Origin of the sequence: Ochrobactrum sp. Q0168, assembly GCF_016427605.1 — a bacterium.
In the GTDB taxonomy this organism is placed as follows: Bacteria; Pseudomonadota; Alphaproteobacteria; order Rhizobiales; family Rhizobiaceae; genus Brucella.
This window is the reverse complement of record NZ_JAELXQ010000004.1, coordinates 194,826-207,723: the sequence shown is the minus strand read 5'-3', so window position 1 is coordinate 207,723 and position 12,898 is coordinate 194,826. Positions and strand designations below refer to the sequence as shown.

Here is a 12,898-nt window from a genome sequence, read left to right as displayed (position 1 = left end):
GAGAAGGCCGGTAACGGAGGACATTCGATGGTCGAGTTGACGAATAATCTGGAGAATCTGGAATTCATCATTGCCAAGGCGCGCGAATATGACGTGCAGGTGCCAGCGGTGGACGAAGACTCCGGTTCCAATCCCGGTGACGACAGAGATGTCGATATTCTGGATGCCTCGCTCGACAATCCGACCCGAAAAGAGCTTTTCGCGGCCATTCGTTCCCTCAATGAAGACCAGCGCATAGAATTGCTCGCCTTGATGTGGGTGGGACGTGGCGATTTTTCGCCCGAGGAATGGGACGACGCCCTGTCCACCGCAAGCGAACGCCATAACGGGCGCGAGGCAAAATACCTGATCGGAACACCGCTTTTGGGCGATTATATCGAGGAAGGCCTTGTGTCGCTCGGCATCGATGTCGAAGCCTACGATAATGAATAAGAAAAATTGATGATTCCATCCGTCCTTCTGTTTTGACGCTGCCATATCCGGGCATTAAGGTTGCCCGCAAATACGAGCCGGTTCGATTTGGATCGGCTTGCAGAACAACATATGGGAATTCAAAAACGACGGAGGAAAGCGCCATGCTTCAAAAGAACTTGGTTCAGAAAACGGATTTTTACATCGACGGCGCTTGGCGAGCTCCAATTGAGGCCAAGAGCATTGAAGTTGTAAATCCGGCCAATGAAAAGCCCTATGCGGTGATCTCGGGTGGTTCGGCTGGCGATATAGACCTCGCCGTGGCTGCTGCGCGCAAGGCTTTCCCGGCATGGGCCGAAACGCCAGCGAAAGAGCGTATCGCCTATATCCGCCGCATCGCAGAAGTCTACGATTCCCGTATGGAGGAAATGGCCAAGGCCATTTCGCTCGAAATGGGCGCACCGATCACGCTTGCGCGTGAATCACAGGCTGCAGTTGGCGTGTCGCACATCAAGGCTTTTGTCGCTGCCTTCGAGAATTTCGAGTTCGAAGAAATTCTCTCTCCGAAATTTCCAAACCAGACCATCGTGCATGAACCTATCGGCGTTTGCGGGCTGATTACGCCCTGGAACTGGCCGATGAACCAGATTGCGCTGAAGGTCATCCCGGCGATTGCGGTTGGCTGCACGGTCGTGCTCAAGCCATCCGAAATCGCGCCTATGTCGGCGATGCTGTTTGCGGAGTTCGTCGATGCCGCCGGTCTGCCAAAGGGCGTATTCAACCTCGTCAATGGCGAAGGTCCCGTGGTCGGTGAAGCGCTGTCGCAGCACCCGGATGTGGACATGATGTCGTTCACCGGCTCCACGCGCGCGGGCACGGCGGTTTCTCGCGCCGCAGCGGCGACCGTCAAGCGCGTTTCGCTGGAACTCGGCGGCAAGTCGCCCAACATCGTCTTTGCCGACAGCGATCTGGAAAAGACCATTGAGCGCGGCCTTGCCCATTGCTTCGAAAACACTGGTCAGTCCTGCAATGCGCCGACGCGTATGCTGGTCGAGCGCTCGGTCTATGACAAGGCCGTCGAACTCGCCAGGAAGGTGACCGAAGGCACCAAGGTCGGGGATCCGGCGGAAGAAGGCGATCATATCGGGCCGCTTTCCTCGTCGATCCAGTTCGAAAAGGTACAGAAGCTGATCCAGAAAGGCATCGATGAAGGCGCGCGCCTCGTTGCTGGCGGCACGGGCCGCCCGGATGGCTTCACGGAAGGCGACTTCGTCAAGCCGACCGTCTTCGCCGATGTGAACAACGACATGACCATCGCGCGCGAAGAAATCTTCGGGCCGGTTCTGGCCATGATCCCGTTTGAAACGGAAGAAGAAGCCATCGCCATCGCCAATGACACGCCTTACGGCCTTGCCGCCTATATCCAGACCGGCAGCCCGGAACGCGCCAAGCGCGTTGCGCGCAAGCTCCGCGCCGGCATGATCCAGATCAACGGCACGTCCCGCGCTCCGGGCAGCCCGTTTGGGGGATACAAGCAGTCGGGCAATGGTCGCGAAGGCGGCAAATGGGGTCTTGAAGACTTCATGGAAGTGAAGCTCATCAGCGGCTGATCTGAACCAGCAGATGTTAAACATGAAAAAGCGCCCCTAAACGGCGCTTTTTTCTTTATAAAAGCTTGCTCTTCAAACCGGACAGCTCAAGCAATCGGCGTGGATGGCAACAAGGCCTGCAAGGCATCGTAACATGCCAGCACGGTTTCCATTTGCGCGGTGTGGCCTTTGATAAAAGCGTCCCCATAGATTGTTTGATCGGGATATTCCGTGATGAGCGTCAATGGCACCCTGTGGCGGTCATCGACGCCGACGAGGCACGGGAAGCCGTTGATGATGCGGAAGCCCGTTTCGCCAGCATGTTGCTCGAAAAGCTTGATCCGCGCGTTGTTATAGGCAACCAGCCCGTCAGCCGCGGCCAGATGTTTCGTCACGCGGTCGATCAGTTCTTCTGCTTGCCTCTCCCAGGAGGCATGGTGGCGGATGATCAGGAAAAAGCCCTTCGGCAGCGTCCACATGGCAAAGGAACGCGGCACATAGCCGGAAAGCGGACGCGTCCATTCATGCGACGGATAACCGTGCAGGTTGACGTGCAGTTTCGCATCAGTCCGCTTTTCCGCCTCGACACGACTGGCCTTTTCGTAAAGCCCTTCGCCGCTGCGATATTCCAGATCATCACCGAACGCCGTATAGCGCGCCGCATGATGCATATGATGCGGCTGAAGCGCGCAAAGCCGCTTGTGTATCTCGTATCCGTCGGGATTTTCCTGAGGGGAGATCGTGAAATGCGCGCCTTCGCGCGCAGCAAGCCGGTTGGCTGCGCGCAACGCGCCGACAACGCCCGTCGTCTCATTGGCATGCTGTCCGGCACTGATCATCATCGCGGCATCGCTTCCCTTAATATAAGCCGCGCGCACCGTTCTGCCCGAACGGGTTTTCGCCTCAAAGGACTCACCGCCCAGACGGACGATTTCACGGCGGATCTGATGGGCGGAAAGCGGTGCTTGCGCTGTCTCCAGAACCTGTTCCGCAGTCAGCATATCATCGGTTGAAAGCGGGCGTGTTTCCACTTTGACCGAAGGTTCAGCATAACGGAAGCGGACTTCCGGCACAATCTGGCCCGGCTGCAAGCCACGGTCGCCAAGGGGGCGACCGGACTTTTTCTGAAAGACTTCGAGCAGCGAGAAATAAATATCCTCATGCATGGCCTCGGTCAGGCTCAGCGTCTCCTCATCGTGAGGCAGGCGGCGGTCGGTGATCGGCAGACTGACGGCGATGTTCAGCTCATCGAAATAGGGTTCGCCACGTTTCCAGTCATGGGCGGCGATGGTTGAGACAGTGTCATGAAACAGCTTTTCATACGAAGTCTCATAGCGCGCGCTTTCTGTCTTGCCGTCCTGCGTGACAGTCAGCCAGCCGGTTGGCGAGACCAGCGTTTCGCCGATGAAATCCACATGCACGCGGTTCGGCGCAAAAACGCGATGGTTCTCGCTACGGCCATCGGCAAAGACCAGATCGACGTCATAATGAAAATCGTCTTTGCCCGACCCGGCGAAAGTCACCTCCATTTTCGGCAGCAACGCAGACAAGGGATAGGTTTCGAGCAGGAAACGGTTCTGTACGCAGGCCTCATGACGCGGATAGCGGATCACAGCCGACTTCAGCGCCCCGCCATCCACTTCCTCCAAAAAGAAATGCAGAAGCGGCTTGTAAGCCGAATAGAGTCGCGCCTCGACGCCCGCTTCGCGCAGCTTCGTCTCAGCGGCAAAGCGGCTCGGTTGATCATCGAACAACCAGGCTTCCACCTTCGCGCCGCGCATTTCCGGTTTCAGAAAGTGCTCGACAAGCGCATGAACGGTGCGCTGATAGGTTTTCTCAAAAAGCACGCTCATCGGGACGTCCTGCCCATGGGATCGAATTGGGGACGAGGCTGTCACACAGCCAGTCGCCAAGAAGATTTTGGAATATAACCCGAAAAGGGTGAAACGGTTTTCGGGATGTGCGTATAAACAAATACTGAGAGCACGTCACGCAAACAGCTAGAAATTTGTGTAAGGGAGCCAGCAATGAGCGGAACGGAACGCGGCGTATGGGACTTCTGGATCGACCGCGGCGGTACGTTTACCGACATCATCGGGCGTGATCCGCAAGGCCAGCTCCATGCACGCAAGGTTCTCTCGGAAAATCCGTCTGCCTATAAGGATGCCGCCGTGCACGGCATTCGCCTGCATCTTGGCCTCGAGACCGGCGAGCCAATTCCTGCCGGTATCATCGGCGAAGTTCGCATGGGCACGACGGTTGCCACCAACGCGCTTCTGGAGCGCAAGGGCGAGCGGCTGGCCCTTGTCACCACCAAGGGTTTTCGGGACGCGCTGCGCATCGGTTATCAGGAACGCAAGAAGATTTTTGCGACCGAGATCATCAAGCCGGAAGCGCTCTACGAACAGGTCGTGGAGCTGAACGAGCGCGTTCAGGCAGACGGCACGGTTGAAACGGCGCTCGATCCCGCCGAGGCGGAAGCCGTACTGGTTGCGCTGAAGGAACAGGGCTACAAATCCGTCGCCATCGCCCTCATGCATGCTTATAAGTTTTCCGCGCATGAGGCTGAAATTGCCCGCATAGCGCGCAGTCTCGGCTTCGAACAGGTCTCCGTCAGCCACGAGGTTTCCCCACTGATCAAGCTGGTCGGGCGTGGCGACACCACGGTCGTCGATGCCTATCTGTCGCCGGTCCTCCGCCGTTATGTTGCTCAGGTATCCAACGAGCTGGACGTCGAGCGCACCGGTGCGCGTGTCATGTTCATGATGTCGTCGGGCGGTCTCACGGCAGCCGATCTGTTCCAGGGCAAGGATGCTATCCTGTCGGGCCCGGCAGGCGGTGTTGTCGGCCTCGCCCGTACCGGCGAAACGGCTGGCTTCCCGAAAGTCATCGGCTTCGACATGGGAGGCACTTCCACGGACGTTGCGCATTTCGATGGCGAATATGAACGCGCTTTTGAAACGGAAGTGGCTGGCGTGCGCGTTCGCGCGCCCATGATGCTGATCCACACCGTTGCCGCAGGCGGCGGCTCGATCCTGCATTATGATACCGGGCGTTTCCGCGTCGGCCCGGATTCCGCAGGCGCCAATCCCGGTCCGGCCTGCTATCGCAATGGCGGACCGCTCGCTGTTACCGACGCCAATGTCATGCTGGGCAAGCTGCTGCCGGATTTTTTTCCCGCGATCTTCGGCCCCGAGCAGAACCAGACGCTCGATGTGGAACGGGTGCGCGAACTCTTTTCCGCGCTCGCAGCCGACATTGGCGATGGCCGCTCGCCGGAAGCGGTTGCCGATGGCTTCATCCGCATTGCGGTTGCCAATATGGTGGAGGCGATCAAGAAAATTTCCGTCCAGCGCGGCTATGACGTGACGCGCTATGCGCTCAACTGCTTTGGCGGTGCAGGTGGTCAGCACGCCTGCCTCGTGGCGGATGCGCGTGGCATGAAGAATATTCTTCTTCATCCGATGTCGGGCCTGCTTTCGGCCTATGGCATGGGGCTGGCCGATATTCGCGCAACCCGCCAAAAGGCGCTTGGCGTCGCACTCGATCCGGCTGCCCCCGCAGCCCTGAAGGAGTTGGGCGAAGAACTGGCGCAGGAATGCGTTGCCGAACTTCTGACCCAGGGCATTGAGGCCGCCGCCGTACAGCGTCATCTGCGCGCGCATATCCGCTATGCGGGCACCGACACGGTGCTGTCCGTTGAAGCCTCCTTCCCCGCAGAGGACAATGTGAACCGGCTTCGCGCCGAGTTCGAGGCCGCCCACAAGCGTCGTTTCGGCTTCATTGCAGAGAACAAGGCTCTGGTTATCGACGCTGTGGAAGTCGAAGCCGTGGGCGGGGGCGCAGGCGAAACCGAAAGCGCCCAATCGCTCGACAGCGATCTGGAAGCTGCGACCGCCAAGCGGACCCGATTCTTCTCGCAAGGCGAGTGGCACGATGCGGGCGTCGTCCTGCGCGAGCAGATGCAGCGCGGCCAGACCGTTACCGGCCCGGCGATCATCATCGAGACAAACCAGACTATCGTTATCGAAGATGGCTGGCAGGCCCGCCTGACTGCCCATGACCATGTGGTACTGACGCGCATCAAGGCGCTGCCTGCCCGCTCGGCCATCGGCACCGAAGCCGATCCGGTCATGCTGGAGATTTTCAACAATCTCTTCATGTCGATAGCCGAGCAAATGGGCGTCACGCTTCAAAACACCGCCTATTCGGTGAATATCAAGGAAAGGCTCGACTTTTCTTGTGCGGTTTTCGACGCGGCCGGCAATCTCGTCGCCAATGCGCCGCATATGCCCGTCCATCTGGGCTCCATGGATGCGTCCGTTGCCACCGCCATCCGCGAAAACAGCGACATCAAGCCGGGCGACGTGTTTCTCATCAACGCGCCTTATAATGGCGGCACCCATCTGCCCGACCTCACCGTCTGCACCCCGGTTTTCGATGACGACAATCGTGAAATTCGCTTCTGGGTGGCAAGCCGTGGTCACCACGCGGATATTGGCGGCATTGCGCCAGGCTCCATGTCACCGCTTGCGGTCAATATCGAGCAGGAAGGCGTCTATATCGATAATTTCAAGCTGGTGGATCGCGGCGCCTTCCGCGAGGAGGCGCTCGCCGCTCTCCTGACCGGAGCCACCTACCCCGTCCGCAATCTGACGCAGAACGTCAATGATCTGAAGGCGCAGATCGCCGCCAATGAAAAGGGCGTGGCCGAGCTGAAAAAGATGATCGGTCTTTTCGGCGAGGATGTCGTGAAAGCCTATATGGGCCATGTTCAGGACAATGCCGCAGAAAGTGTGCGCCGCGTGCTCGACAAGCTGCCGGACGGCCATTTCACCTATGAGATGGATCAGGGCTGCCAGATCGAGGTGCGCGTCACCATCGACAAGGAAAAGCGCGAAGCGACTGTCGATTTCACAGGCACATCGGAACAGCGTTCCGACAATTTCAATGCGCCGGAACCCGTGACCCGCGCGGCTGTGCTTTATGTCTTCCGCGTGCTGGTCGAAGGCGACATTCCAATGAATGCGGGCTGCCTGCGACCAATCAGGATCGTTGTGCCGGAAGGATCGATGCTCTCGCCACAGTATCCGGCGGCGGTCGTGGCGGGTAACGTCGAGGTCAGTCAGGCTGTCACCAACTGCCTGTTTGGCGCGACCAAGGCGATGGCCGCAGCACAGGGCACGATGAACAATCTGACCTTCGGCAATGACGAATATCAGTATTATGAAACCATCTGTTCCGGCGCGCCCGCCGGTCCCGGCTTCAACGGTGCGGATGCGGTGCACACCCACATGACCAATTCGCGTCTGACCGACCCGGAAATTCTGGAAACCCGATTCCCCGTCTTGCTGGAAGACTTTCATATTCGCAAAGGCTCCGGCGGCAAGGGCAAATGGCATGCGGGCGACGGCACCAAGCGCACCATCCGCGCGCTGAAGACGCTTGAATTCGCCATTCTTTCCGGTCATCGCCGCGTAGCGCCTTTCGGTCTGGAAGGCGGCGAAGCCGGTCAGACCGGTCGCAATGAAGTGCGCCGCAAGGACGGTTCCATCGATGTACTCGGCAACTGCGACCAGACTGTTCTGGAAGCGGGCGAAGCCTTTACCGTCATCACGCCGACGGGCGGCGGATTCGGCAAGCCTGAGTAAATCGGGTAAAATCAACGCTGGAGCAACAGGCAAGCGAACGCTTTTTCCACCCTACCGATCCACGTCGGAGAATGATAGAATTATCAACCCGAATTTGACATATAATTAGCAATTCATCCTAATAATTGTGCCTTAACGGTCGTTTTGGACGCATCTTTAGAATTAAATTTCTGCGATCAATAGAACATCAACCAGTTCACGGATACCGAACATGAAATTCGCTCAGATCATCGCTACCGCAGGCATTATTCAGGCAGCTCTCTTCACCGGCGCAATGGCCGGAGAAAATCTCGACGCCATCAAGTCGGCGGGCGTTCTGAAGATCGGCACCGAAGGCACCTATGCGCCCTTCACCTATCACGACAAGGACAACAAGCTCGTCGGCTTCGACGTGGAAATCGGTGAGGCCGTGGCGGCCAAGCTCGGCGTGAAGCCGGAATTCGTCGAAGGCAAGTGGGATGGCCTCATCGCCGGTCTCGACGTCAACCGTTATGATGCCGTCATCAATCAGGTCGGCATCACCGAAGAGCGCAAGAAGAAGTTCAACTTCTCCAACCCTTACATCGTTTCCAAGGTTGTTCTGATCGTCAACGACAAGAACGACACGATCAAGGATTTTGCCGATCTGAAGGGCAAGAAATCGGCACAGTCGCTGACCAGCAATTACGGCAAGCTCGCCAAGGAGGCCGGTGCGGAACTCGTCGCCACCGATGGTTTCGACCAGTCGATCCAGCTCGTTTTGACGGGTCGCGCCGATGCGACGCTCAATGACAGCCTGTCCTTTCTGGACTTCAAGAAGCAACAGCCGAAGGCTCCAGTTAAGATCGTGGCCGAGAAGGAAAACGCTGACGCTTCGGGCATCATCGTTCGCAAGGGCGACGACGATCTCGTCGCAGCCATCAACAAGGCGCTGGACGACATCAAGGCCGACGGCACCTACGACAAGATCGCACAAAAGTATTTCGGTCAGGACGTTTCCAAGTAAGCTCCCGAACGCCGGAAATAGAGAAGCCGGAACCCCGTTCCGGCTTCTTTTATTGTGGCGATAAACAATTACTTCTAGGCTAAGCGCCGCTTTTAGTGTCTGAATCAAAAAGCGGCAGGCCGTGGCGAAAAATGGTGATTTCGAGAACCGGAGCGCAGCGTACTTTTGGGTACGTGAGCACCGGAAGCCCCGCATAATCCCGAAAAGTTGCAGACTTTTCGGATCAGATTATGCGAATACAAAACTCAATTGCCATTTGCAGACCGGCGTGGCGACTTTTGGATCAGACACTCAGCGAAGGAGCCGAACTAAGTGCCTGACTGGCTACAACTCATGATCGAGTCGCTACCGACCCTTCTCTGGGCGGGGCTGATCTTCACCATTCCACTGACCTTGCTGTCCTTCATCTTTGGTCTGGCGCTGGCGCTGTTGACAGCGCTCGTCCGGCTTTTCGCACCGGTCTGGCTCTCGTCCATTGCGCGCTTCTATGTCTGGATATTCCGTGGCACGCCGCTGCTGGTGCAGCTTTTCGTGATTTTCTATGGCCTGCCGAGCGCGGGCATCTATCTCGACGCCTTCCCGGCGGCGCTCATCGGCTTCACGTTGAATGTCGGCGCCTATAGTTCAGAAATCATCCGCGCGGTGATCTCGTCCGTGCCCAAGGGCCAGTGGGAAGCCGCCTATTCCATCGGCATGAGCTGGCGTCAGGCGCTGACCCGCACCGTGTTGCCGCAGGCGACCAGAACAGCCGTGCCGCCGCTTTCCAACACGTTCATTTCTCTTGTGAAAGATACGTCGCTCGCCGCAGCCATCACCGTGCCGGAGCTTTTCCAGTCGGCGCAGCGCATCGTCGCCACGACCTACGAACCGCTGATCCTCTATATCGAAGCCGCGCTGATCTATCTGGCGCTGAGTTCGGTTCTGTCTGCCCTGCAGATACGGCTTGAGCGACGCTTCGGGCGTTACGGCGGCACGCTGGAGACAAACGCATGATCGAGCTGAAACATATTGTAAAGCGTTTCGACGACGCCGTTATCCTGAACGACATCAATGTCACGATCGCGGAAGGTTCGGTGACGGCTCTTGTCGGGCCGTCAGGCGGCGGCAAGAGCACGCTCCTGCGCTGCATCAACCTGCTGGAAGTGCCGACATCCGGCACCTTGTCGCTCGGCGGACAGACACTGACCTTCGAACCGGGACGCAAGCCAAGCTGGCAGGCCATTCAGTCCATCCGCCGCCAGACGGGCATGGTGTTCCAGAATTTCCAGCTGTTTCCGCATCAGACCGCGATCCAGAATGTCATGGAAAGCCTCGTCACCGTGCTGAAATGGCCAAAGGCCAAGGCCCGCGAGCGCGCCATGGAATTGCTGCAGAAAGTGGGTATGGCGCACAAGGCCGATGCCTGGCCGTCGACCCTGTCCGGTGGACAGCAGCAACGCATCGCCATTGCGCGCGCGCTGGCGCCTTCGCCACGCGTGCTGCTTTGCGACGAGCCCACCTCGGCGCTCGATCCCGAACTTGCCTCGGAAGTGGTGGACGTGCTGAGCAAGCTTGCCAAGGAAGGCACGACGATGGTGATCGCCACCCACGATCTGCGCCTTGCTTCCAAGATTTCCCGGAATGTCGTGTTTCTGGAGTCGGGCAATATTGTCGAAACCGGCTCTGCGCATGAAGTTTTCACGCGCCCCTCGCGCGAGCGTACCAAGCAGTTCGTCGCAACCATCAACGCCGCGCACACTTACGACATTTGACCGACCATTTTGCTTTCAAAAAATGGGCTTTCGCGTCTGCGGAGGCCCTTTCAATTTTAGCGTTATCGCAATTCAGTCGTTGTTTTCAAAATTTTCCGCAGAGTCTCACCGGCCTGCCCCTTGGTAAAAGAGGAAACCGCTGTTACATTAAGGGCAACGTAATAATTGAAGTGTCCAGCTTGCGTCCTCACGGTTCGCGCGGCGCTTATAAGGATCAGTACCTTGAAAAACCCCGAGGAGCGCCCCGTAGAAAAGGCGCATCAAGGGGCGTCCGGCGGACAATCGGGAAATGCTCAGGCCCGAAATCCGTCTAATAACGGCAAGCGCAAACCGCGCAAGGCAGCCGTTGCAGAAGCGGGCAATGCGCGTAGCGCACCCGATTCAGGACGCCCAAAGCCGCAAAGTGAAGCGGATGACAAGGGTTCCGGCAGCCAGCGGAAGCGTGCGCGCCGTCGTCACCGTGGCAAAGCGGGACGGCGACCGGAAGCAGCCATTGCGCAAAAAGCTGCCGAAGAAACTGCGCTTCAGGAAGCAAAGTCTCCCGGTAAAATCTCGAATCGCCGTAGGCGTGCCCGCAAGAAGAAGCAGGCGCAGCAGCAGAATAATGCCGCGCCGCGGGCCGCTGAACACACCACCAAGCAAGGCCATGAAGCGCCGCGCCGTGACAATCACGCGCAGGCGTCGTCTCAGTCCAAGCGCAAGAACGGCACGGCACAGCCGCCACGCCACAACCACGCCGAAGCGCCGCTTTATGCAGCACTTGACCTCGGCACCAACAATTGCCGCCTGCTGGTCGCATCGCCGACCCGACCGGGCCAATTTCGCGTTGTGGATGCATTTTCGCGGATCGTGCGTCTCGGCGAAGGCTTGAGCGCAACCGGCAGACTGAGCGACAACGCCATGCAGCGCGCCATCGAAGCGCTGAAGATCTGCCGCGACAAGCTGGCCGGAAAGAAAATCCGCCGTTCGCGGCTGATCGCGACGGAGGCTTGCCGCGCGGCTTCGAACGGCGAAGAGTTTCTGGTGCGGGTGCGCGAGGAAACCGGGCTTGAGTTGGAGATCGTCGATCGCCAGACGGAAGCGCGCCTTGCCGTTTCAGGTTGCGGAACCCTCGTTGCGCGCGAAACGGAAGCGGTCGTTCTGTTCGATATTGGCGGCGGTTCGTCTGAAATCGCGCTGATCGACGTTTCGCAGCGCCGCTCGCCGCGCCTTGCTGAACATATCATGGCCTGGACCTCCCTCCCCGTGGGCGTCGTCACGCTTGCCGAGCGTTTCGGTGGACGCAATGTCACGCAGGAAAGTTTTGAGGCGATGGTCGGTCATGTGACCGAACTTCTGTCCAGCTTTGCCGAACGGCATTGCCTTGGCCAACTGGCTTCAAGCCCGCGTTTCCATTTGCTCGGCACATCCGGCACCGTAACCACGCTTGCGGGTATTCATCTGGGTCTCGAACGCTATGACCGTCGCAGGGTCGATGGCATGTGGATGGGCTCGGACGACGTGACGCAGATGACAAGCCGGCTTCTCTCCTGGGATTTCGATGCGCGGGTGGCAAATCCATGCATCGGCGCGGACAGGGCCGATCTGGTTCTCGCGGGCTGCGCTATTCTCGATGCCATCCGCAAGGTCTGGCCGAGCGAAAAACTTCTGGTGGCGGATCGTGGTTTGCGTGAAGGCATTTTGACCGAACTAATGTCGCGCGACGGCGCATGGCGGCACAATCGCGCGCAATTGCGCCAATAAATGCGCTGTTGGCGCTAGAACAGGCAACTGAAAATGAGCAAAGCAGGCGGAAACAAGGGCGGCACGAAAACGGGCGGACGCGGCGGTGCGGGCACCAGCAATCTGCACGTGCGCGTGAAGAAAAAGGCAGGCACGATCAAGGAATCCTCGCGCCGCTGGCTGCTGCGTCACCTGAACGACCCCTATGTACACAAGTCCAAGCAGGACGGCTATCGCTCGCGCGCAGCCTACAAGCTGATCGAAATCAATGACCGCTACAATCTGCTCAAGAAGGGTCAGAAGATCATCGATCTTGGGGCGGCGCCAGGCGGCTGGTCGCAGATTGCGGCCAAGATTGTCGGTTCCACTGACGAAGACCCGCATGTTGTCGGCATCGACTATCTGCATGTCGATCCGCTGCCGGGCGTCATCCTGCTGGAAATGGACTTTCTCGACGATGAAGCGCCGCAGAAACTTATGGAAGCGCTTGGCGACAAGCCCGATATCGTCATTTCCGATATGGCGGCACCAACCACCGGTCACCGTCGCACCGACCATCTGCGCACGGTGCATCTGTGCGAAGTAGCGGCTGATTTTGCGGTTTCCGTGCTTAAGCCCGGCGGCCATTTCCTGACCAAGACCTTTCAGGGCGGCACGGAAAACGAGCTTCTGGCTATGCTGAAGCAGAAATTCCGCTCGGTTCATCACGTCAAACCGCCCGCATCGCGCGCGGAATCGGTCGAGCTCTATCTGCTCGCACGTGACTTCAAAGGCTGATTTTCAAACGAA

Annotated in this window: 9 protein-coding genes; 8 read left to right on the top strand and 1 reads right to left on the bottom strand. The window is 58.4% G+C overall.

What is annotated here, in order from left to right:
* Positions 1-27 precede the first annotated feature (27 nt).
* Both JAU75_RS10635 and JAU75_RS10630 read left to right on the top strand, forming a co-directional pair.
* Positions 28-432, top strand: a complete 405-nt coding sequence (locus JAU75_RS10635; protein ID WP_199056498.1) for a DUF3775 domain-containing protein — start codon at positions 28-30, stop codon at positions 430-432.
* Between the two features lie 143 nt (positions 433-575).
* Entirely contained in the window at positions 576-2,021 is a 1,446-nt protein-coding gene (locus JAU75_RS10630) for an aldehyde dehydrogenase family protein (protein ID WP_199056497.1), read from the top strand.
* An 86-nt stretch (positions 2,022-2,107) separates the two neighbouring features.
* Here the strand turns inward: JAU75_RS10630 and JAU75_RS10625 are convergent, their stop codons facing one another.
* Positions 2,108-3,853: a peptidase M14 gene (locus JAU75_RS10625; protein WP_199056496.1), complete on the bottom strand. Its 1,746-nt coding sequence runs from the start codon at positions 3,851-3,853 to the stop codon at positions 2,108-2,110.
* Between the two features lie 174 nt (positions 3,854-4,027).
* Here JAU75_RS10625 and JAU75_RS10620 point away from each other — a divergent pair, with 174 nt between their 5' ends.
* The 6 genes from JAU75_RS10620 (at position 4,028) to JAU75_RS10595 (ending at position 12,886) form a co-directional block, all read left to right on the top strand.
* Entirely contained in the window at positions 4,028-7,651 is a 3,624-nt protein-coding gene (locus JAU75_RS10620; protein WP_199056495.1) for a hydantoinase B/oxoprolinase family protein, read from the top strand.
* 211 nt (positions 7,652-7,862) lie between these two features.
* Positions 7,863-8,636, top strand: coding sequence for an amino acid ABC transporter substrate-binding protein (locus tag JAU75_RS10615; protein WP_199056494.1), 774 nt, complete (start codon positions 7,863-7,865; stop codon positions 8,634-8,636).
* A gap of 312 nt (positions 8,637-8,948) precedes the next feature.
* The gene (locus JAU75_RS10610) at positions 8,949-9,629 is read left to right on the top strand and encodes an amino acid ABC transporter permease (RefSeq protein WP_199056493.1); all 681 of its coding nucleotides are present in this window, start codon (positions 8,949-8,951) and stop codon (positions 9,627-9,629) included.
* Positions 9,626-10,387, top strand: coding sequence for an amino acid ABC transporter ATP-binding protein (locus JAU75_RS10605; RefSeq protein ID WP_199056492.1), 762 nt, complete (start codon positions 9,626-9,628; stop codon positions 10,385-10,387). Before JAU75_RS10610 ends, JAU75_RS10605 begins: the two co-directional genes overlap by 4 nt.
* A 222-nt stretch (positions 10,388-10,609) precedes the next feature.
* Positions 10,610-12,130: a Ppx/GppA phosphatase family protein gene (locus tag JAU75_RS10600; protein WP_199056491.1), complete on the top strand. Its 1,521-nt coding sequence runs from the start codon at positions 10,610-10,612 to the stop codon at positions 12,128-12,130.
* Positions 12,131-12,163: 33 nt separating this feature from the next.
* Positions 12,164-12,886, top strand: coding sequence for an RlmE family RNA methyltransferase (locus JAU75_RS10595; protein ID WP_199056490.1), 723 nt, complete (start codon positions 12,164-12,166; stop codon positions 12,884-12,886).
* The last annotated feature ends 12 nt before the right edge of the window (positions 12,887-12,898 follow it).

Excerpts from the sequence above, each read along its gene's own strand:
- JAU75_RS10635 (WP_199056498.1), top strand. The coding sequence starts at position 28 with ATGGTCGAGTTGACGAATAATCTGGAGAATCTGGAATTCATCATTGCC.
- JAU75_RS10630 (WP_199056497.1), top strand. The coding sequence starts at position 576 with ATGCTTCAAAAGAACTTGGTTCAGAAAACGGATTTTTACATCGACGGC.
- JAU75_RS10625 (WP_199056496.1), bottom strand. The coding sequence starts at position 3,853 with ATGAGCGTGCTTTTTGAGAAAACCTATCAGCGCACCGTTCATGCGCTT.
- JAU75_RS10620 (WP_199056495.1), top strand. The coding sequence starts at position 4,028 with ATGAGCGGAACGGAACGCGGCGTATGGGACTTCTGGATCGACCGCGGC.
- JAU75_RS10615 (WP_199056494.1), top strand. The coding sequence starts at position 7,863 with ATGAAATTCGCTCAGATCATCGCTACCGCAGGCATTATTCAGGCAGCT.
- JAU75_RS10605 (WP_199056492.1), top strand. The coding sequence starts at position 9,626 with ATGATCGAGCTGAAACATATTGTAAAGCGTTTCGACGACGCCGTTATC.
- JAU75_RS10595 (WP_199056490.1), top strand. The coding sequence starts at position 12,164 with ATGAGCAAAGCAGGCGGAAACAAGGGCGGCACGAAAACGGGCGGACGC.